At 59.7% G+C, this 17510-nt stretch carries 22 protein-coding genes and 1 pseudogene; 10 read left to right on the top strand and 13 right to left on the bottom strand.

The window, feature by feature from the left end; all coding sequences use genetic code 11:
* Positions 1 to 29 precede the first annotated feature (29 nt).
* Positions 30 to 578 (top strand): recombinase family protein, encoded by a 549-nt coding sequence (locus ACVDG8_RS14600; RefSeq protein WP_447255274.1) that lies wholly within the window; start codon positions 30 to 32, stop codon positions 576 to 578.
* 81 nt (positions 579 to 659) lie between these two features.
* Positions 660 to 1115: a MucR family transcriptional regulator gene (locus ACVDG8_RS14605; protein WP_447255275.1), complete on the top strand. Its 456-nt coding sequence runs from the start codon at positions 660 to 662 to the stop codon at positions 1113 to 1115.
* A gap of 206 nt (positions 1116 to 1321) precedes the next feature.
* Here the strand turns inward: ACVDG8_RS14605 and ACVDG8_RS14610 are convergent, their stop codons facing one another.
* Positions 1322 to 1819, bottom strand: a complete 498-nt coding sequence (locus ACVDG8_RS14610) for a hypothetical protein (RefSeq protein WP_447255276.1) — start codon at positions 1817 to 1819, stop codon at positions 1322 to 1324.
* A 114-nt stretch (positions 1820 to 1933) separates the two neighbouring features.
* Between ACVDG8_RS14610 and ACVDG8_RS14615 the strand changes: the two genes are divergently transcribed.
* The 3 genes from ACVDG8_RS14615 to ACVDG8_RS14625 are packed head-to-tail and all read left to right on the top strand — an operon-like array spanning position 1934 to position 3090.
* Positions 1934 to 2524 carry a hypothetical protein gene (locus ACVDG8_RS14615; RefSeq protein WP_447255277.1) on the top strand — a complete coding sequence of 197 codons (591 nt, stop codon included), beginning with the start codon at positions 1934 to 1936 and terminating at the stop codon, positions 2522 to 2524.
* 18 nt (positions 2525 to 2542) lie between these two features.
* The gene (locus tag ACVDG8_RS14620; protein ID WP_447255278.1) at positions 2543 to 2842 is read left to right on the top strand and encodes a hypothetical protein; all 300 of its coding nucleotides are present in this window, start codon (positions 2543 to 2545) and stop codon (positions 2840 to 2842) included.
* Entirely contained in the window at positions 2839 to 3090 is a 252-nt protein-coding gene (locus ACVDG8_RS14625) for a hypothetical protein (RefSeq protein ID WP_447255279.1), read from the top strand. Before ACVDG8_RS14620 ends, ACVDG8_RS14625 begins: the two co-directional genes overlap by 4 nt.
* A 4-nt stretch (positions 3091 to 3094) precedes the next feature.
* On the opposite strand, the gene ACVDG8_RS14630 is transcribed toward ACVDG8_RS14625, so the two are convergent.
* The 3 genes from ACVDG8_RS14630 to ACVDG8_RS14640 all read right to left on the bottom strand — a co-directional run bounded on the left by ACVDG8_RS14630 (position 3095) and on the right by ACVDG8_RS14640 (position 4662).
* Positions 3095 to 3238, bottom strand: a complete 144-nt coding sequence (locus ACVDG8_RS14630; RefSeq protein WP_455707772.1) for a hypothetical protein — start codon at positions 3236 to 3238, stop codon at positions 3095 to 3097.
* A 136-nt stretch (positions 3239 to 3374) separates the two neighbouring features.
* On the bottom strand, positions 3375 to 3566 hold the full coding sequence (locus ACVDG8_RS14635; protein ID WP_447255280.1) for a hypothetical protein: 192 nt from the start codon (positions 3564 to 3566) through the stop codon (positions 3375 to 3377).
* Positions 3567 to 3777: 211 nt separating this feature from the next.
* Positions 3778 to 4662: an ATP-dependent DNA ligase gene (locus ACVDG8_RS14640; RefSeq protein WP_447255281.1), complete on the bottom strand. Its 885-nt coding sequence runs from the start codon at positions 4660 to 4662 to the stop codon at positions 3778 to 3780.
* 128 nt (positions 4663 to 4790) lie between these two features.
* Between ACVDG8_RS14640 and ACVDG8_RS14645 the strand changes: the two genes are divergently transcribed.
* The 3 genes from ACVDG8_RS14645 to ACVDG8_RS14655 all read left to right on the top strand — a co-directional run bounded on the left by ACVDG8_RS14645 (position 4791) and on the right by ACVDG8_RS14655 (position 6383).
* The gene (locus ACVDG8_RS14645; RefSeq protein ID WP_447255282.1) at positions 4791 to 4976 is read left to right on the top strand and encodes a DUF3606 domain-containing protein; all 186 of its coding nucleotides are present in this window, start codon (positions 4791 to 4793) and stop codon (positions 4974 to 4976) included.
* Positions 4977 to 5157: 181 nt separating this feature from the next.
* Positions 5158 to 5418, top strand: a complete 261-nt coding sequence (locus tag ACVDG8_RS14650) for a helix-turn-helix domain-containing protein (protein WP_447255283.1) — start codon at positions 5158 to 5160, stop codon at positions 5416 to 5418.
* Positions 5419 to 5702: 284 nt separating this feature from the next.
* Positions 5703 to 6383: a thermonuclease family protein gene (locus tag ACVDG8_RS14655; protein ID WP_447255284.1), complete on the top strand. Its 681-nt coding sequence runs from the start codon at positions 5703 to 5705 to the stop codon at positions 6381 to 6383.
* Positions 6384 to 7928: 1545 nt separating this feature from the next.
* Here ACVDG8_RS14655 and ACVDG8_RS14660 read toward each other — a convergent pair.
* From ACVDG8_RS14660 to ACVDG8_RS14670, 3 genes are all read right to left on the bottom strand, one after another.
* On the bottom strand, positions 7929 to 8351 hold the full coding sequence (locus tag ACVDG8_RS14660) for a superinfection immunity protein (RefSeq protein ID WP_447255285.1): 423 nt from the start codon (positions 8349 to 8351) through the stop codon (positions 7929 to 7931).
* Between the two features lie 69 nt (positions 8352 to 8420).
* Positions 8421 to 9008, bottom strand: coding sequence for a DUF4339 domain-containing protein (locus ACVDG8_RS14665; protein WP_447255286.1), 588 nt, complete (start codon positions 9006 to 9008; stop codon positions 8421 to 8423).
* A complete protein-coding gene (locus tag ACVDG8_RS14670) occupies positions 9005 to 9361 on the bottom strand; it encodes a hypothetical protein (RefSeq protein ID WP_447255287.1) in 357 nt (118 codons plus the stop codon). Before ACVDG8_RS14670 ends, ACVDG8_RS14665 begins: the two co-directional genes overlap by 4 nt.
* Positions 9362 to 9468: 107 nt before the next feature.
* On the opposite strand from ACVDG8_RS14670, the gene ACVDG8_RS14675 reads away from it, so the two are divergent.
* Entirely contained in the window at positions 9469 to 9735 is a 267-nt protein-coding gene (locus ACVDG8_RS14675) for a helix-turn-helix domain-containing protein (protein WP_447255288.1), read from the top strand.
* A gap of 44 nt (positions 9736 to 9779) precedes the next feature.
* Here ACVDG8_RS14675 and ACVDG8_RS14680 read toward each other — a convergent pair whose 3' ends face one another.
* Together ACVDG8_RS14680 and ACVDG8_RS14685 are read right to left on the bottom strand one after the other, a co-directional pair.
* The gene (locus tag ACVDG8_RS14680; RefSeq protein WP_447255289.1) at positions 9780 to 10115 is read right to left on the bottom strand and encodes a DUF3768 domain-containing protein; all 336 of its coding nucleotides are present in this window, start codon (positions 10113 to 10115) and stop codon (positions 9780 to 9782) included.
* A gap of 105 nt (positions 10116 to 10220) precedes the next feature.
* The gene (locus tag ACVDG8_RS14685) at positions 10221 to 10847 is read right to left on the bottom strand and encodes a hypothetical protein (RefSeq protein WP_447255290.1); all 627 of its coding nucleotides are present in this window, start codon (positions 10845 to 10847) and stop codon (positions 10221 to 10223) included.
* Between the two features lie 92 nt (positions 10848 to 10939).
* Here ACVDG8_RS14685 and ACVDG8_RS14690 point away from each other — a divergent pair, with 92 nt between their 5' ends.
* Entirely contained in the window at positions 10940 to 12310 is a 1371-nt protein-coding gene (locus tag ACVDG8_RS14690; RefSeq protein WP_447252026.1) for an IS1182 family transposase, read from the top strand.
* 367 nt (positions 12311 to 12677) lie between these two features.
* Here ACVDG8_RS14690 and ACVDG8_RS14695 read toward each other — a convergent pair whose 3' ends face one another.
* From ACVDG8_RS14695 to ACVDG8_RS14710, 4 genes and pseudogenes are all read right to left on the bottom strand, one after another.
* Complete coding sequence (locus ACVDG8_RS14695) at positions 12678 to 13160, bottom strand: hypothetical protein (protein WP_447255291.1); 483 nt, start codon at positions 13158 to 13160, stop codon at positions 12678 to 12680.
* Between the two features lie 170 nt (positions 13161 to 13330).
* A complete protein-coding gene (locus tag ACVDG8_RS14700) occupies positions 13331 to 13837 on the bottom strand; it encodes a hypothetical protein (RefSeq protein WP_447255292.1) in 507 nt (168 codons plus the stop codon).
* A 161-nt stretch (positions 13838 to 13998) separates the two neighbouring features.
* Positions 13999 to 14960 (bottom strand): annotated as a pseudogene (locus ACVDG8_RS14705) (DNA cytosine methyltransferase).
* Between the two features lie 224 nt (positions 14961 to 15184).
* Entirely contained in the window at positions 15185 to 17506 is a 2322-nt protein-coding gene (locus ACVDG8_RS14710; protein ID WP_447255293.1) for a phage/plasmid primase, P4 family, read from the bottom strand.
* Positions 17507 to 17510: the final 4 nt, after the last annotated feature.

A 17510-nucleotide genomic window follows, 5' to 3' on the forward strand; every position in this document is an offset into this window, starting at 1 on the left:
GAAGCCTCAAAACCTTGAGGTAACACGCTATGGCTCGCATCGGGTACGCCCGCGTCAGTACTATCGATCAGGATCTCGAAACTCAGCTCGCAAAACTGAGAGCGGAAGGATGCGAGGTTATTCGGTCTGAAAAGGTTTCGGGCGGCAGCCGCGATGGCCGCGCCGAACTGGCTATTGTGTTGGACTTCCTCCGGCGAGGTGACGAGTTGGTCGTCACGCGCCTTGACCGGCTCGGGCGCGATACGCGCGATGTGCTGAACCTTATTTACGAATGCGAGCAGAAAGGCGCATTTGTCACGGTGCTCGATCCGCACGTTTCGACCCGGGGAGAGATGGGCCATATCGTGCTGACCGTGTTGGGGATGGTTGCTCAAATGGAACGGCGTTTCATCAAAGAACGCCAACGCGACGGCATCGAGCAAGCCAAACGTGATGGTGTCTACAAGGGCGGGAAGCAACGGCTTGATCGGAACTGTGTGATGGCATTGCACGCTGATGGAGTAGGCCCAGCCGGAATAGCGAAAGCGGTCGGCTGCTCTAGGATGCAAGTTTACCGCATCATTCAAGCGTGCGCGTGATCGTGCTCGCGAGCCGCGCCCCACTGGCCTTTCTCAACAAAGCCGGTAAAGCTTTCAGGCTTATCCATCGGGAGTTATTTCATGTCGGAAGAGATTGAGGACGGCCGAAGCCTTTTGATCGGGTTAACCGCGGAGATCGTTTCTGCTTACGTCGGCAACAATGCGGTGCCTGTGGCGTCTCTGCCGGAGCTGATCGAAAGCGTCAATGCGTCGTTGGCGAAGGTTAGTCAGCCCGCCGAACCTGAGATGCCGCCCTTGGTACCTGCGGTCAACCCAAAGCGGTCGGTGTTCCCTGACTACATCGTCTGCCTCGAGGACGGGAAAAAGTTCAAATCGCTGAAGCGCCATCTCGGCGTCCTAGGCCTGACACCTAACGAATACCGGGCCAAGTGGGGTTTGGCGCCCGACTATCCGATGGCAGCACCCAACTATGCGGCGCAGCGATCAGCATTGGCAAAGTCCAGCGGGCTTGGACGAAAAGCAGCTCCAGTCGCGCCAGCCGCAAAAGCATCTGCGAAGCGGAAAGCCAAAGCTTAACCCGCCAGCCGCTCCACCTACGTAAAGCCAGCCGCTCCACCTACGTAAAGAATCAGCTATGCCTGAAGCGCGGCGGACCTGAAAAATGGAACCGTCTGGCCGGCGCCACTCGGGCAACCTCCCAGCGAGGGCGCCGGCCTTTTCGCCTTTTTATCGTCAGCCGCCACCACACCACCCGCTGTCCCCACCTGATCTCGACCAGTCCCTCACCGCGGCAGCGACAATATCTCCAGCCTCACTGGCCCTCCCCGATCGCAGCTTGTGCAAAACAGCGCCCGCTCCACAGAACTGAACAGCGCTTCCTTGCCATAGCGGCGGATAAGAGCTTCGGCCTTCACCGGAGCATTATGCGAGCAGTGCTTGCACCACGCCCGAAGACTATGCCAATCTCGAAGATCCCCGAGCGCGACATCGAGCCCGGCATGAATTGAACCATCCACAATGGTTTCCAGCTTCACGGTAGGTTCGCCCGGCGTAATCAACTTTTCCATCGAGTGCCTTGCGTTGAGATGGATCAGCACCATTCCTGGCCTGCGCCGGATCGCCGCCTGCCAGGCTGCTTGCGACACGAAAAAATCCGGGGACCGCGATACCGTTTCGACAAGAGCCGACTCCTGCTTATCCCAGACTTCGATTTTGAAATTGTCCTCAGCCGTTTTTGGCATAGCTTTCGCCGTCGAGCGCTTGGCGCCCGCCCTGTTCATTCGATCCGTCGAACATCTGAATAGGGAACAAATTCCTAGCGGGTCAATGCCCGGCTTGACATTTTTGTTCTCATTTTGTTCACTGTTGGCAGGACAGCCACAGCGAGGCCGGTCATGAACATTTTAATGAATGCCAGGGGCGCCAACCCCGAAGAAAAGCAGCGTGGGATTGATGCCGCGAGGGCTGTGCTCGAGCGTATCGGCATGATTGCTGAAGACGCGGCCTGCGGCTCCTTTGCTGTCGAACGATGGGACGATATGGGGTTCCCGCCGGACCAAGAGCCGTCGGAAGACGAGTATGTCGCCGCTGAAGCATGGTGGGAGGCCAGCAACGCGGCGATCAAGGCGTGCTGTGAGGGCTGGCCAGACGAGAAACGGCGACAGGTTCACGGCCTCCAGTTGCTTAGTGACCCGGAGACGCAGCTTGTCGATCGGGTCACGGCGTTGGCGCAACTGCGCGCCATCATAAAAGCTGAGGACGGTAAGAATGAGTTCCATGACATGAGGATTGGCGAACTGGCCTGCACCGCGACCGACGCCATGGCTGACGGGGATTTGGCGAGAAATCTCGTCATGGCGGTGACCGTTGCGTACACGCCGCTGGCGTGCGCGCAGTTCACTCCCGATGAGCCTATCGAGCCGAAGCGCCAGGCAGTGCTCGACGCTATTGACGCGCTTGAGGCGGGATCCGCGCCCCTCAATTGAGAAAGCCCTTTAGGAGCGATGCCGATGTCCCGTCATCAATTCGTGCACGAGCTGGAAAGCACCGCCGACCACATCGCGGACGCCTCGCGCGCCGACCTCCAGGTAATGCTGCGCCGCGCCGCGTTGCTGCTTAGAAATGTCGGAGGGATCAGCCTTGACGCGCGCACCGATGACGCTCTTACCAGCCTGGCGGCCGAAATGGGCACGGCCAAGCCCGATCTGGTGGAAACGATCGTCGGCGAATGGCTGGTAGCAAATGCTTATCTGCCGGTGCCGCACGCATTGGACGAAGAGAGCGACGTGAAAGGCAACGCATGATCACAGCGCCGAAGCAGGAACGCGAGTACGCCGATCGTGAGATCGACTGCCAAGAGGCAATGGAGCCTGGGTTCCAGGCCATCGTCGATGGCATGTTGGAAGCCGGTTGGTCGCGCGGGGAAATCAAGCGCTCGTTGCGGCGCCTGATCGCGGCCGACAATTCAGCTCAAAGGGAGACGGCGAGGCTCGAAACCGAACTCGCGCTCGCGCGCGCCGCAGTTCGAGCCGGGAGGACGCGACCGGGGTGATGTCCTAGCCATGGCGCAGCGTCTGGTAGAACATCTCTTCGTCGAACGGTCCAATCGAGTGTTGAAAAAGCCACATGGCGCGCGTGCTTAGGGCTGCCGCTTCCGGACTACCTATCGCTAATGCGCGCTCCTGGCAGATCTCGATCATATATACGCTTCAATGCTGCCAAGTCTTCCGGACGGCCTAATGCGCGCTCCTGGGAGATTCGATCATATATGCGCTTCAATGCGCCCAGGTCTTCTGGACGGGCGAGTGTTGCTCCTGATGCGGTAGCGCCCATAGGTTACAGCCGTGTGAAGTCGGGAAGCTTTAGGCGTATCCGCTGGCCTTCCGCAAAGGCCAGAGCGAACGATTCAAGCTCGAATGTCAGAGTTTTTGCTTGGTCTTCCTCGATCACGCGGACGTGCCATTCGCCGCAGGCCTCGACCACTTCAATGCAAGGGTGAACCTTGCCGTTCGACGTTACGCCGTCCATCGCTGCCTCCTGCGAAAGCAATGGCAACGTTGGATTTTATAAGCCCGCCGAAATCGGTCTTTCAATAAAAAAAGATTGTACGGTTTTTACCAAGGAATTGCCGGCCAATCGGCGCGCTCTAGCTCCGGCAGGCGGCAATCCCCTCAAAGTTGCCGCAGTGGCCGGCGCGGTCTTAGGCGGTTTGCTGTTACCGGCTGTCGCGCCGGCCATTTCAGCGGTCCTCCTCGCGAAAGTCCTGCAGCGAAGCGTGCCGCAAGTCTTCCTCTCCGCGCAAATGCTTCACACGACCGACGATGCCAGGCTTCACCCAAACAGTCGCCGGCCGCTTCATCCCTTTTGGCGACGTTCCTGGACGCGCCTGCACCCGCTCCCAAAGCCGCTCTCGCAGCTCCCGGTTTGCGTTGATGAACGCGCTACCGACATAGCGGCCGGTTCGGCGATCGGCCATCAGTGCAAAGGCCGGCTTGCCAGGCTCGCGCTCGACGCCGAGCAGATCGTATTCGTCGATCATGAAGGCCTTGATCTTCAGCCAGGCTGTTGACGGGCCGCTCCGGTAAACACTGTCTTTGCGCTTTGAGACCATCCCCTCAAGCCTGGCATCGTCGACCAGTTTGAAGATGGCTTTGGCGTCGCCGGGAAGTGCCTGTGAGAACTGTATCCGGCCACCTGCCGGGATCATCTCAGTCAGGATCTCGCGGCGGTCCTCTAGAGGCATGTCACGAAGGTCGTGGCCGTTGAGGTGCAGCAGATCGAAGGCGACGAAGTAGAGCTCGTGCTGGCGCCGGGTGATGGCACTGCGCAATGCCTTGAAGTCGGAAAGCCCGGCCTCGTTGGTGACAATGACCTCACCGTCGATGATCGCATTTTCGACCCCAAGCTCACCAGCGGCTTTGGCGAGGTCGCTGTATTTCGACGTCCAGTCGAGCCCGCGGCGCGTGAAGATGCGCACGCCAGCGGCGTCGCGGACGATTTGAGATCGATAGCCATCGAACTTGACTTCGTGAATCCAGCCGTCGCCCTCGGGAGGCTTCTCGACAAGGGTCGGCATCAACGGCTCAATGAAGGACAACCGGCCCCCGCCGGCAGGCTTACGCATGGAAGGCCCCAACAACGCGAATTTGACTCAATATCGCACGGTCGTTTCGGTTCCGTTAGCTGTTGCTGTTTAAGCGACCGGGAACATTCCCCGGCGATCGCGGTTCTTTCTGACCAGGAGGAGTACCCATGGCAGACGGCAAAACCAAGCGAGATTTTCGGGACCGTGACCGGGTGTCGGAAGACGAGGATTACGAGGTCCGCTATTTCGCCAAGCAGCATCGCATCACACCTGAGCAGGTGCGGTCTTTGATCAACGAGCACGGCAACAATCGTAAGACGTTGGAGCGCGAAGCCCGGAAGCTACGGGATTGACCAAGCTCTCCGATTTGGGGCCGCCGATCGTCGGCACACGACATGGCATTCAACCGGCGCGCGAAGGGGAACATTTCCACCGCTGCCCGGTTTGCGGCCAGGCAGTCGACTGGCGGGACCTTCGGCAAGTCATCTGGCATGAGCAACCGGGGCACGAGCCGCTAGAAATGGATAGCTAAAGATGCCATCGGCCCCTCTGCAGGATCTGACGCCGGAGCAGTCGAGAGCGGCGCGCGCTCTTCTGAAATGGTCTCAAGTGCGCCTTGCCGCCAAGTCAAACGTGAGCGAAGGGACGATCCGCGATTTTGAGAATGAGAAAAGATTCTTGCGGCATCAGAAACTGGAGGCTATCCGACTTGCTTTTGAGACCGCCGGCGTGATTTTCACCGTAGGCGCGCCGTCGCTCTCTGTGAAAATCCGGAATAACCGCAACATCTATTAGCGAATTTGCAAAATAGAGCGCGCCGTGTCACTTTCTCAACGGGGAGTGGGGACAATGTATCGGCGAGCAGTATTTTGTCTTGCGAGCTTGGGCCGCCCCTGGGGTGGTGGGCGCGACGCCGAAGCAAAAGCGGGCGGCCGAACCGGACACGAGGCGGACTAGCAATGCCGCTTCGCTTGGGATCGCACCGCCGGGGCTCGCGCGCTCGCCGCTGGGCAAGCGTTCCGCTGTGGCTCGTCGTAGTAACCGTCGCTGCGGCCGGCGCGCTGGCCGCAGCGACGGTCATGCAGCACAGCCGCAGCCTGCCCGAGCTCAACCTGTCGAATCTGACCGGCCCCGATCCAGAGGCGATCACCGGCGTCGCGTCCGTCATCGACGGCGACACGATCGAAGTTCACGGCCAGCGGATCCGCTTCAATGGCATCGACGCACCGGAGAGCCGGCAATATTGCGACGACGCCAAGGGCTTCGAATACCCGTGCGGCCGCCGATCAGCTGAAGCGCTCGACGGCTTCCTGGCCGCCTCCAGGCCGGTGCAGTGCACCTTCATCACATGGGACCGCTATCACCGCTTTGTGGGCGACTGCCGGCGCGCCGACGGCACCAGCGTGGCCGCGTGGATGGTCGAGCATGGCCAGGCGCTCGACTGGCCGCGCTACAGCCATGGCGCATATGCGGCGCAGCAGGCGAAAGCAGAAGCCGCAAAGCTCGGGCTGTGGGTCGGAACGTTTCAGACGCCTTGGGAGTGGCGTGCAGCGCACGCCGACGGCGCGGCGCCGTCCCGCCAGCCGCGCGGCATCCTCAGCCGCAAGCTGATCGCGCAAAGCAGCTATTCATGCGAACCGCGGCGGACGTGCAAGCAGATCGGCTCGTGCGACGAAGGCCAATGGTACCTGCAGAACTGCTCATGGGGCGGGAAGCTGGACCGGGACGGCGATGGCGTGGCGTGCGAATCGTTATGCTAGGGCAAGGCTTTCGAACGCTCTTAGGGCAATAGCGAGGAGGAGTATTATGTCGAATATCCCCTCTGATGGGCAATTTGAAAATCCTATCAGAAGTTCACAAAAATCGGTCAGAAATGTCGTCAATGCCGCATATGCTGTCCTTGCCATTTCGGCATTAGTACTATCGTGGAAATTCGCGCCTGGAGTCCTTTGGCCGACGGCCATCGGAGTATTTTTACTTGGCTTCATAGTTTATCTAGCCGCACGAGGTGCAACGGGGCGTGGCTCTTCATTCCAAGCCAGAATTGTGTCCTGGTTCGTAATAGCCGCTGTCGTGGTCGTGACATCTCTCTTCATTTCGGCAGCATTTTTCGGATGGCCGCCTGGCGGCGCCCTGTTATTGGCGCGCATTCTACATCAGCCAGACTTGATAGATCCGGGCAACCCGCCCACGGTTATCGTGCGATCAGCCGCAGATATCCCGCAAAGCGCATTTGCCACAGTCGAAGGCCGCGAAGAATTCGACCGAATTGTATATCTGTCGAAGCTGCCCGCACTAAAGCTGGACTCCGGTGCAAAAATCGTGATCGAGGGGCGAAAGGGCTTGTCTGCTTCGAGCCTGGATCTCAATAACGGGACCATAATTACAAACGGCGACTTTTCGATCGAAACGATCAACCTCATCGGGAACGGCGGGGTGATAAGAGCGCGTGCTAGTGATGGAAAGGTGCCGTTTGACAGTTTCGGACCCGCAGGAGATATCACGTTGACCGTGCATTCAAAGCTAGGAGGGCAGTTCTTGGTGGATGCTTCCGGGCGAGCAGGGACTGACGGGGTACAGGGAGCCCCCGGCGTGAAGGGTGCACCCGGGGCGGAAGGTGATCATTCAAGCTCTGGTGTTTTTTGCAACCGTGGGCCTGGGCGAGGCCGGGACGGAGGGCCCGGCGGGAATGGCGGACCCGGTGCCCCCGGCGCGGATGGTGAAGATAGTGGTATCATCAGAATTATAATGGGTGACGCAAAGCTTTACCGCGCGCCTGGAGCCTTGGTTGTGTCTGGCGGGAAACCCGGCGCGGGAGGGCCGGGCGGCGTACCAGGTCAAGGTGGTGATGGTGGGAACGGCGGGGCTTCGGGAGGCGCGTGTACTGGACGAGGCGCCCACGGCAGTCAGGGACCCTCTGGTAACCCAGGCCCTCCCGGAGCCAATGGAAAACAGGGACGCGATGGACAAGTGATTGTGGAGCAGGTTGGCTATTAGACCGTTGCCACGGCTATATGGTGTCGCGTCCTTTCATGTATCAGGCGCCAATCGCCTGATAGTGTCTGCCACACAGGGTGGCGCCAGATGCGCAAGTGCTTTTCGGCCTCCTAGTGTCGCTATGGCCAAGCGCTTCAGCCACTACGATCAGCGGCGCGCCGTTTCTGACCATCGTGCTTGTGTGGAACTGCAGTATGGGATGAGCGGCCCATGTAAGACATTGATTCCATTGGTGCGCCCGACAGGATTCGAACCTGTGACCTCTGCCTTCGGAGAGCAGTGCTTATCACCAAGAAACGTCCGAGTGGTCAAACTATCTGTTGCCGCAACCGCTCAAACTGGTCCCGATCGATCACTTCGTCATCGAGCAGCTTTTTGAGCCGTTCCAGGCGCGTAAGGGTGTCGTCGGACACTGGCGGGCTGCTGAGTGGCGGCGGCGTTGCAGGCAGCGCTGGCGGGCTGCCGACGAGGCGGACAGGCACGATGTCGTTGGCGGCAAGATTGAGGCCCGATTCGCCGCCGTCGCTGCCAGTGGGGTCGTTGCTGATATGGACCGCCATACATGCCCAAATCAGGCAGCCGAACCAGACGATGCCGGTGCCGCCCAAGAAGATGTTGAGCAACAGAATGATCCAGCGGTTCGGGTGGCCTCGCCAAAAGGCGATGATGGTCGGGATCAGGTAGATCACGAATATGATGATCAGCCCGGTAATGAATTCGCTTGTGTCCACGATCTGCCCCACATGATGCGGCCGGGCGAACGCGCCGCCCGGCTGTATGCCGATGTTGTCCCGATTGGCTCAAGCGCCCGACAGCGCAGCTACGCTGATGACATAGGCCACGAAGCAGGCGATCCATATCCAAAGGAACTTGATCGATGTCCTGGTGATCGCCCAGCGCCGCCAGAAATAGCCGATGGGGGTCAGCAGCACGAACGGTACCATTCGCCGCATCTGCGGATTGCGACGGCTGCGGCTGAGGTTGCGGGCGTCGGCCCATGCCAGCAGCAGACCGAGCCACACGCCCGCCACTGGAACTTTGTCCCCCGGCGCAGGGAACAACGGGTTGTAGAAGACCATCTCCAGCACGATGAGCAGCAGCGGTGAAAAGGCCAGCAGATAGGCCCATAAGTCGCTTGGCGCGGCGTCTTGTAGTGCACTTGTGAGAGGCTGCGCTGCCGTTGTGCCCGTTGATGCCAGTGGCGGCGGCATGACGCCACGCGCCTCCGCCAGAGGTGTTTGCGAGGCAGGCCGCCATTCATTGCCGAAGGCCGCGGTCCACACGCGTGTTTCCAAGGACAACAGCCGGTTGGCGAACATCGTTACCAGATCGCTCTCCGAGATTGGGCCACGCTGTTGCCCGTTTTCTTCGTAAAACCAGGTCTTCATTTTTGGGCAACTCCCAAGGCTTTGATCCGGGCTGCCCGTGCGGTTCTCCATGCGAAGAATGCCATGGCGGCGAGGATCAGGTCGGCGAAGGCCCATATCTTCATGTCGGTGAAAGCGCTGGCCGCAATGACGGCGAACAGGCTGCCAACGACAAAAACGATCGCGGAGACAAGCGGCAGGCCGAAGGCAAAAGCACCGCCGACAAAAAACAGCAGGCCAACCAAAACGCCAACCGACCCTGCACCCGCTAGATCGTGATTGGCTGTGAGGCTGCCGCCGGTCGCCACCGCGCAAGATTGCAGCATCGACACTAAGCCAAGCAGAATTCCGATAATTCCAACTGCGATTTTCATTTCACTCCCCCAAGCAAGCACATCAATCGTGCAATCCCCATGAAATCGAAATAGGGGACTATTGGTCCGTCGATTGTCAAGCCGTTTGTATTGCCTTCTTGCCCACGATGAACGTGCGCAAGATCATTGGTTGGAACCTCCGCAAGCTCCGTGTCGAACGCGGTCTGTCGCAAGAGCGGCTGGCGCTGGTGGCCGAGATTGACCGTTCGTACGTCGGTCGTGTCGAGCGCGGCTCTGAAAACGTCACGACTGATACCTTGGAAGCCTTGGCGAAGGCACTTGGCGTCCCGGCCGCGGCTCTTTTGATTGAGCCGCCGAAAGGTGCCCGCGACCCTGCGCCATTGGCGTCCGGTAGGAAGCCGAAGGCGGGCTAGTGGCGCGGTCGGATGTGCCCCTTCGCCCTGTACAGCGGAGGCCATCAATATTCCTCCGGCAGCATGACTGTCATGACGCGAATGGTGACGGCAGGATCGGCTGGGTCCGGCGATAGGTTGGTCAGGGATCGGTCGTAGTAATCTATTTTGAAGAACAGCTGCCTCTCGCCGACATGCAGCAGGGCGCAATCGTGCTCACCCCATGGGTCGTTGTCCTCGTCGAAGGCATCAAATTGGGCGATGGCCAGCAAGATGGCAGCTATGTCGTGCGCAGGCAGCGCCGCGACACCGGCGGTCATCACCATTCGGCCACCGACGCCCGTCTGGCGCAGTTGGTCGTTGAGTTTGCGAATTCGAGTTCTCTTGTCGGCAGCCGGCAACGGCGCGGCGCACTCTGCTGAGCAGGTCATGGTTCAATTCCTGTGATTTGATGGTCGCTGAAAGGGTGGCGGGCCGAGCCGAGCCCAGCCCGCTTGAAGCAGGCTCTATTTCTTGCTGAGCTGCCTCGGGTGGATCAGGCCGAGCTGATAGTAGCTGCGGTCGACCGATGGTGCGTCCGGGTAGTCGCGGAACTTCAGTGTGAATATCCCTTTGGCCTTGGTCTTCATGATGCGGGCTTCGAAATATCCCTCGTCGGGGCCTTCCGACGCCAGCACTACGTCGCCAATCGCCAGCTTGCCCCACGGGTCGGGCGAACCGCCCTCGCCGCCACCACCGCCTGAACCGCCGCTTTGCACGTCGTCGGCATGGCCCACCAGCGCCTCAGGCGAGCCCGCTGAAGCGTTTTCGGGGGTGTCGGGGTCGCCGGTGCCGGTCGAAACCCGTCGCGGCTCGTCAGCGACCCCCGCGAGGGCAGCTATTCGGGTATATAGCTCACCCTTGACGAAGGGCACGAAGGCTTTGCCGCTGTCGAACAGCTTGCCCCGAGGAAGGCGTAACACGATGTCACCCGCCTCGCCCGGCTCGATGCGATGCGAATGCATCCCCATCAGTCTGGCCGCGCCTTCCGCGGCTTCAACGTCGGGCAGCAGGAAGATCGAAGCATGAGCCTTGCTGGTCTCATCCCTGCCGAACACGATCAGCGAGGGAGTGGTTTCAGAGGCGACGCTCATCGACCCGCCTCCCCAAGAAGAAGGGCCCCGAAGGGCCCTCAGACTGCTGACAAACCCCTGGCATTTGCCGGGGGTTTTTGATTCACTGGGTCATGTTGAAGCGACCCGCCCCTGAACAGACCGCGCTTGAGATGGTAACGTTGGATCAGCTGGTTCCGGCTGATCACTTGTTGCGCAAGATCGATCGAGCGATCGACTTTTCCTTCATCCACGATCTGACAGCGCCCTTGTACTGTGCCGACAATGGTCGGCCGCCGCTCGACCCGACCTTGATGTTCAAGGCGCTGTTCATCGGCTACCTGTTCGGGGTGCGCTCGGAGCGGCAGTTGGTGCGCGAGATCGAGGTCAATGTCGCCTATCGCTGGTTCCTGCGGCTGAAGCTGACCGACAAGGTGTTCGATGCCTCGACGCTGTCGCAGAACCGACGCCGTCGCTATCAAGACGAGACGGTCGCGCAAGCGATCTTCGACCGCATCGTCGAACAGGCGATCGGGGTGGGGCTGGTGGACGGGACGGTGCTCTATACCGACAGCACACATCTGAAGGCCAACGCCAACAAGGGCAAGTACGACCTTGCCATGGTGGCCAAGTCGCGCGCCGACTACTGGGCCGATCTGGACCGCGCCATCGAGGCGGAACGGACGCTGCATGGCCAAAAGCCGCTGAAGGCCAAGGAGCGCAAGCCTGCGCAGAAGCAGACCAAGATCTCGCGCGCCGATCCGGATGCCGGCTACATGGTGCGCGAGGGCAAGCCGAAGGGCTTCTTCTACCTCGATCACCGCACGGTGGATGGGCGCTGCGGCATCATCACCGACACATACGCCACGCCGGCCAACGTGCATGACTCGATCGTCTATCTAGGCCGGCTCGACCGTCAGGTTAAGCGCTTCGGCTTCACCGTGGCGGCGGCGGGGCTGGATGCCGGCTATGCCACGCCGGGCATCGCCAAGGGCCTGGAGGACAGGAACATCAGCGGCGTCATCGGCTATCGCAACCCGACCCCGCCAAAGCCTGGCAAGATGAGAAAGAGCAACTTCGTCTATGAACCGGAGGCGGACGGCTATCGTTGCCCGCAGGGCCAGCTGCTCACCTACGTCACCACCGAACGCAGTGGCTATCGCCATTACAGGAGCGATCCAGCCATCTGCCGCGACTGTCCGCTGCTGGCCTCCTGCACATCAAACGCCAAGGCCGAGCGCACGATCACGCGCCATGTCTGGCAAGATGCCCGCGAGCGGGTCGACGCCAACCGGCTCACGGCTTGGGGCAAGGCCATCTACCGGCGCCGCAAGGAGACGGTCGAGCGCTCCTTCGCCGATGCCAAGCAGCTCTTTGGCCACCGCTACGCCCGCTTCCGAGGGCGAACTCGTGTCGCCTGCCAGTGCCTGATCGCAGCCGCCGCCCAGAACATGAAAAAGATCGCAATCAGCCTCTGGCCAAAGCTCAAACCGAGCCTCGCCTGAGGCCCATCGCCGCCAGCTGTCTCCTGACATCTCCTCCCGACACAAATTTGCTGAGCCAAATCAATCCGCAAAAACAAAACCCCGCCGAAAATCGACGGGGTTTGTCAGCGGTCTGAGGGCCCCGAAGGGCCCTCATGGTCAAGTTGAGCTGGCTGCCGACACAAGGTGCCGGGTCGGTATGTCATATGCATGTTAGAACTCCTGTTAGGTCCTGGCCTAGCCGCATCAACCGACGTAGCTCGCCGCATCCAGTATAACAGGAATATATTCATAAATCAACCGGAGGTTGTTTTAGCTTTCTTATCGCGACCGGCAGACGACGCTTTCCGAATGCCGCTGGACGGCTCCGGAATTTGCGTGCCAACGGTCAATAGATAGGCTCGACTGCATCCCTCAACCGAGCGGGCACAGTGACGTCGATCTTAACTCCTTCGGCACGAGTCAACTCGCGTGATGACGTGAACCGCACTTCCTTTCCGCGCTTCGTTGCCAAGATCTCCAGCTCAAGAGCCTCGATCAAATAGCCGCAGAATTCATCCAGTTCGATGTGGGGCTCAGATTCCATGAGAAGTTCATTGAAGATGGAGATGAGGAGCATGGTCATACCGGCATTGCATTTGGCCTTCTTGCTGGGCACCATGAAACCATCCGTGACGGTATCTATCATTTCGAAGCGTCCCGAGCCTGGGATATGCCCCTTAGCTCGCGCACAGCGCATCAGAGCCTGAAAGAACGAAATGGAACGTTGGGTCACGGTGATCCGAGGGCCACGATGCAGCATGTAGCCTTCTAGCCAGCCGAGGAAGGGGTCGAGCTGATGAATCAGGGTTGGTTTGTCGTCGAGCTTCATCTCATTCTCCTTGATATTGAACGCGCTTGCCGGTCAGCCGCCTATTGGTGAGGCAGTTTCGTGCTTTACGGCGCTCGGAATTGGCTTCGAGGAAATAGGGCGTCGGACGCGCAGTTATGTCGCCGACCGCGCGGAAGCGCCTAGCCTATGCTTCATGCCGGGCGGACTTGCTACCTCAACTGCTCGCCAACCTCGCGGCGATAGAGGTCGGCGTATTCCCCGTGCTTCACGGTGACATCGCAACGAAACCCGTGCTGTTCTTCAAAGCGCCAGGTGCTCTTGAGCCGGGTCGTGTTGCCGAGTGGTGTCGCTAGAATTCGTCTCTGCAGACGTGCGGCGACTAGCAGGAGATCAATAAAGTGCTGGGCCTCGCCGACCGAATGCTCGGCGGCGGCTCCAAGGGCTCGGGCTGCCAACCAGCGGACAGCCGGCGAGCAGAGCACCTTCTCCTCCTGATCAACGAGGTCGTCGAACAGGTGGACGAGATACTCGCCCCACATGTCCCCCAAGTCTAGGCGGCCATATTTGTATTCCAGAGCTACGGTGTCGAAGCAGGTGACCTCACCGGCACGGATCATTTCCGGCTTATCCGATTTCACCAGATCGATCAGCCAATCTATGAGTTCAACTTGGTCGGTGATTTTGCGAATGGGTTCTGGCGTGCTCGTCTTCGGCATGGTTTGTCCTTTCGTGATTTCGAATTTGCATGGACCTTTACCGACTGTCCCCGATGGGTTTGCGGTCTACGGCTCGGTCGATCGGAACAGGAGCGGATAGCTTCGGCAGGTCGAGTGAGCCGGACCTATGCAGGCAGCCAATCAACTGTATGACCCTGACGTTACGCGGCCGCCTGCAGCGACACAGACTTTGCCCGCAGGGCTTTGCGGATCCGGTAGGCGACTGCCTGCGCAAGAGGTGGAGGGAAAGCATTCCCGACTTGGCGATAAGCCTTGGTCTTGCCTCCAACGAACTCCCAGTCGTCGGGAAAGCCTTGAAGTCGGGCCACCATCCTGATCGTTAGACGTGGCAGGCCGACGTGGTTGGGCAACGGTGCCGCGTCAGCCAAGGACTTGCCGTTCACACCCAGTTTCTCCCAAGCCTCACGAGTGCGGGTCGGTCCAAGGTCTGGTCCTCCGTGCTTCTTCGATCCCCCGACGATGGTTGGCGCCAGACCGGTCGCTTGCCGGCTCCACCCTTTCGCACCACGCCAGCCGTTCTCCGCCATCAGATCGTACAGCCTGTCGCCCACAGAAGGCGGACCGTTGGCTGCTGCACTCGGCCATTTGAACGCGGAAGCGTACTGACGAAGGATGGCAACAATGACGACTCTGACGCGCGACTGAGACACACCGAAGTTGGTGGCATCAAACAGCCGCCACCTCACTTTGTAGCCCAAGCTCTTGAGCTGGCGGCGCAGAGCTTTGCGATAGGATGCGAACCGCTGGGCAAGAAACCCGGCCACGTTCTCGATCATGATTGCCTTGGGACGAATTTCTTCGATCAGGCGCAGCGCCGAAGGGAACATGTTGAGTCGCGTTCGCCTTCTTGCTCGCCCGCGATCGTGAACGGTAGGCAGGGAAGCCCCGCCGCCAGAAGGTCAACCTTGTCGCGGTACGGGCGTCCGTCGAAGTCGGCGATATCTGACTGGACAACGTTCCACCTGCTGCGGTTCGTGCGCAGTGTGGCGCAGTAGTCCTCTTCGATCTCAACGAGAGCGAGGTGGGTAAAACCTGCCCTGGAAACACCGAGGGCCTGGCCTCCTGCACCAGCACACAATTCTATCGACGTTAACTTGCTCATTTGGCCTCCTGCAGGACATGGGGGTCGTCCGGCGGGACGCCGGTTCAATCCGTTGTGGTGATGGTGATGGTGGTGGTTTGCTCGGAGCCGAGCGCACTGAACTTCACCTGCCGGTGACAGCAGTGACAGGTAACTTATTTTGTATTCACGAATACCGATGGCCTGTTTATATTGCTTAGCGGTGGGCTGTCACCGCTGTCACCCACAACCATGGCTGGCCAAGCCTAAGTCAGGCGAAGTTTGACCCCCTTCCAAATGCTTCCCGTTTTGGCGCGAGCATGGGTGAAGTCCGTCGCAATAAGCTGCCGCTTGAGGTTCTTGTCATTAAGAGCCTGCTCCCCATGCCTGCGGCACCACGCTTGATAGTGTTCGAGCAGATCATGAGCCTGCGTGATGCTGCCCGACTCGCGAATGAGCTCCTCGTCAACAAATTTGCGAAGGGGATCAGCCGCCTTCTTCCAGCCCTTGGAAGCTTCCTCGACGGCTTCACAGGTGCCGAGACCTTCGCGCTGCCAAATGAGGCAGCCTTCGATCGCCCAATTCAATATGCCCGAAGCCTCGGCTCTCAGCTTGGCCGTCAGCTCACGATCGCGGTCCTTGTCAGCGATCACAACATTAAAGGGGATCACCCGTGCGCGCTCCCAAAATGCCTGTGCTGTTCCACGCACCCCTGGGAGATCGTTTGCGACGAACCAGAGTTTAAAGCTCGGACGGAATTCGAAGTAGTTCTCCCGCAGATAGCGGGCTGTGATCGGCTCGCCGCCTGTCATCGACTTGATGCGGGCCTCGTCAATTGCCCGATTCCAGTTCGCCTCGATAGCTGTGACCATCCGTGCACCAACCAGACGGGCCAAGTCAGCAGGAATGGCATTGTCATAGTGTTTCGCCAGCAGAGTTTCCGTCGGCGTGTGCTTTCCATAACCGCCAAGCATCGATCGAATCAGGTTGACGAAGGTAGATTTTCCGGTGCGACCTGGCCCATAGACGAAGAAGAAGATGTGTTCTTCGATGTTGGCGGTGAGGGAGAGCCCGGCAGCTTTCTGCACGAATGTCATGAGATCTTGATCGGCGCGAAAGGCAGTCCGCAAGAAAGCGAGGAACTGTGGGCACTTCGCCTGGGAGTCGTGTGTCACGTTGGCCATCATAGTGCAGTGATCGCTGGGATCGTGAGAACGCAGGAGGCCGGTGCGCAGGTCGACCGTCCCGTTGAGGACATTCAGGACGAGAGGGTCGCTATCGAGCCGGCCATCATCGACAGCGAGATGCGATTTCGCTAGATCCAAGGCGCGTTCCAGGGCGCTTTTCGACAATGAACTGGTCGCGAACTCAAGACGTTTCTGCTTCTCCCGATCCGTTTTGAGCAAGGGGGCTTCGGTGGCCACGAGACGGGCGACGGATTCCGCTAGCTGATAGCGTTGGCGGGCGTCGTCCGAGTTCCAAATCTTGCCATCGTAAACCAGTAGACCGCGACCAGGCGTAAAGATCACCTTCCCGGCATGTCGACGCGCGAAGCGGTGACCCATGTCGGCATCGGTCTCACCAAGTGCAGCCAGTTCGGCGGTCAGAGGATCGAGGTTTTCCACTTCCTCTTGCGCATTCCGGCGACGGTCGCGTTCGACTTGCTCCCCGGCGCCGAGTCCACTCTTGATCGTCAAGGCTATTTCTGCCGCATCAAGCCCGATTTCCCGGGCGGCCTGGGCCAGCTCCAGATCAACGTGAGAACGAGCGAGATCGCCGGCGGCAACTAGCTGGCCAAGCGAGAACGCCGCCAAGTTCAGTGCGTCGTTCCTTTTGCCAGGGCCCGTCGCGCGAAGGCGATTAACTTCCTCCGCGAGAGCCAACAATCCCGACGGAGAGGAGCTCAAACCCGAGGCCAAGGAAGACCTGATTTCAGCAGCCGATACTTTACCGCCGATTGCGGCCGCCCACGGCCCCGGCAGCGCCTTCAGGGCGGAGCGTCTCAACTTACGATCTGGGAACCACGAGTACTGCTTGCCCGAGACGTGGCGGCTAGGCGGCGCCACGACGTATGCACCCTCTGCTTGCAAGTCGATTCCAGCACCCAATCTGCCGTGCTTTGTCCGGATGTCCCCATCGGGCAACGTGAAGAAGCGATGTTCGCCATCGCCTCCCGTTTTCACGCGAGGGGCGCGAGGCAAAGGCCCGTTTTTATTGAGCAGTGCCTTTAGCGAAGCCTTTCCCCCATTGCGAGGATCTATATCAAGCACCACCAAGCCCGATGCGGTTCCGGTCGCAATTCCCACGTTCGCTTCAGGGAACATGCGCCACCACTTCGCCACTTGACGAGGGTCCGTGGAAGCAGCGTTGACGCCGCCGTCAATCAGAGGGTGCTTGCCAGCGTTTGGGCAGGCCTGACCTTTCGAACAAGTGCAAGCACCATGGACAATTCCATGAAGGGGGAGAACTGCGAAACCCCTTTTGCTGTAACGGAGTGCATGATCACGGATACTGCCATTGTTCTTATCGTGAAGGCTGGTCACATCCTTAAGTTGCAGAACTGGTCGCGTTTTTTTGCGTTTTGTCATGGAG

The organism is Mesorhizobium sp. ORM8.1 (assembly GCF_053005525.2).

What these genes read in the sequence shown, in the direction of transcription:
- ACVDG8_RS14600 (WP_447255274.1), top strand. Translation starts at nt 30, where the DNA reads ATGGCTCGCATCGGGTACGCCCGCGTCAGTACTATCGATCAGGATCTC.
- ACVDG8_RS14605 (WP_447255275.1), top strand. Translation starts at nt 660, where the DNA reads ATGTCGGAAGAGATTGAGGACGGCCGAAGCCTTTTGATCGGGTTAACC.
- ACVDG8_RS14610 (WP_447255276.1), bottom strand. Translation starts at nt 1,819, where the DNA reads ATGAACAGGGCGGGCGCCAAGCGCTCGACGGCGAAAGCTATGCCAAAA.
- ACVDG8_RS14615 (WP_447255277.1), top strand. Translation starts at nt 1,934, where the DNA reads ATGAACATTTTAATGAATGCCAGGGGCGCCAACCCCGAAGAAAAGCAG.
- ACVDG8_RS14620 (WP_447255278.1), top strand. Translation starts at nt 2,543, where the DNA reads ATGCCGATGTCCCGTCATCAATTCGTGCACGAGCTGGAAAGCACCGCC.
- ACVDG8_RS14625 (WP_447255279.1), top strand. Translation starts at nt 2,839, where the DNA reads ATGATCACAGCGCCGAAGCAGGAACGCGAGTACGCCGATCGTGAGATC.
- ACVDG8_RS14630 (WP_455707772.1), bottom strand. Translation starts at nt 3,238, where the DNA reads ATGATCGAGATCTGCCAGGAGCGCGCATTAGCGATAGGTAGTCCGGAA.
- ACVDG8_RS14635 (WP_447255280.1), bottom strand. Translation starts at nt 3,566, where the DNA reads ATGGACGGCGTAACGTCGAACGGCAAGGTTCACCCTTGCATTGAAGTG.
- ACVDG8_RS14640 (WP_447255281.1), bottom strand. Translation starts at nt 4,662, where the DNA reads ATGCGTAAGCCTGCCGGCGGGGGCCGGTTGTCCTTCATTGAGCCGTTG.
- ACVDG8_RS14645 (WP_447255282.1), top strand. Translation starts at nt 4,791, where the DNA reads ATGGCAGACGGCAAAACCAAGCGAGATTTTCGGGACCGTGACCGGGTG.
- ACVDG8_RS14650 (WP_447255283.1), top strand. Translation starts at nt 5,158, where the DNA reads ATGCCATCGGCCCCTCTGCAGGATCTGACGCCGGAGCAGTCGAGAGCG.
- ACVDG8_RS14655 (WP_447255284.1), top strand. Translation starts at nt 5,703, where the DNA reads ATGCAGCACAGCCGCAGCCTGCCCGAGCTCAACCTGTCGAATCTGACC.
- ACVDG8_RS14665 (WP_447255286.1), bottom strand. Translation starts at nt 9,008, where the DNA reads ATGAAGACCTGGTTTTACGAAGAAAACGGGCAACAGCGTGGCCCAATC.
- ACVDG8_RS14670 (WP_447255287.1), bottom strand. Translation starts at nt 9,361, where the DNA reads ATGAAAATCGCAGTTGGAATTATCGGAATTCTGCTTGGCTTAGTGTCG.
- ACVDG8_RS14675 (WP_447255288.1), top strand. Translation starts at nt 9,469, where the DNA reads ATGAACGTGCGCAAGATCATTGGTTGGAACCTCCGCAAGCTCCGTGTC.
- ACVDG8_RS14685 (WP_447255290.1), bottom strand. Translation starts at nt 10,847, where the DNA reads ATGAGCGTCGCCTCTGAAACCACTCCCTCGCTGATCGTGTTCGGCAGG.
- ACVDG8_RS14690 (WP_447252026.1), top strand. Translation starts at nt 10,940, where the DNA reads ATGTTGAAGCGACCCGCCCCTGAACAGACCGCGCTTGAGATGGTAACG.
- ACVDG8_RS14695 (WP_447255291.1), bottom strand. Translation starts at nt 13,160, where the DNA reads ATGAAGCTCGACGACAAACCAACCCTGATTCATCAGCTCGACCCCTTC.
- ACVDG8_RS14700 (WP_447255292.1), bottom strand. Translation starts at nt 13,837, where the DNA reads ATGCCGAAGACGAGCACGCCAGAACCCATTCGCAAAATCACCGACCAA.
- ACVDG8_RS14710 (WP_447255293.1), bottom strand. Translation starts at nt 17,506, where the DNA reads ATGACAAAACGCAAAAAAACGCGACCAGTTCTGCAACTTAAGGATGTG.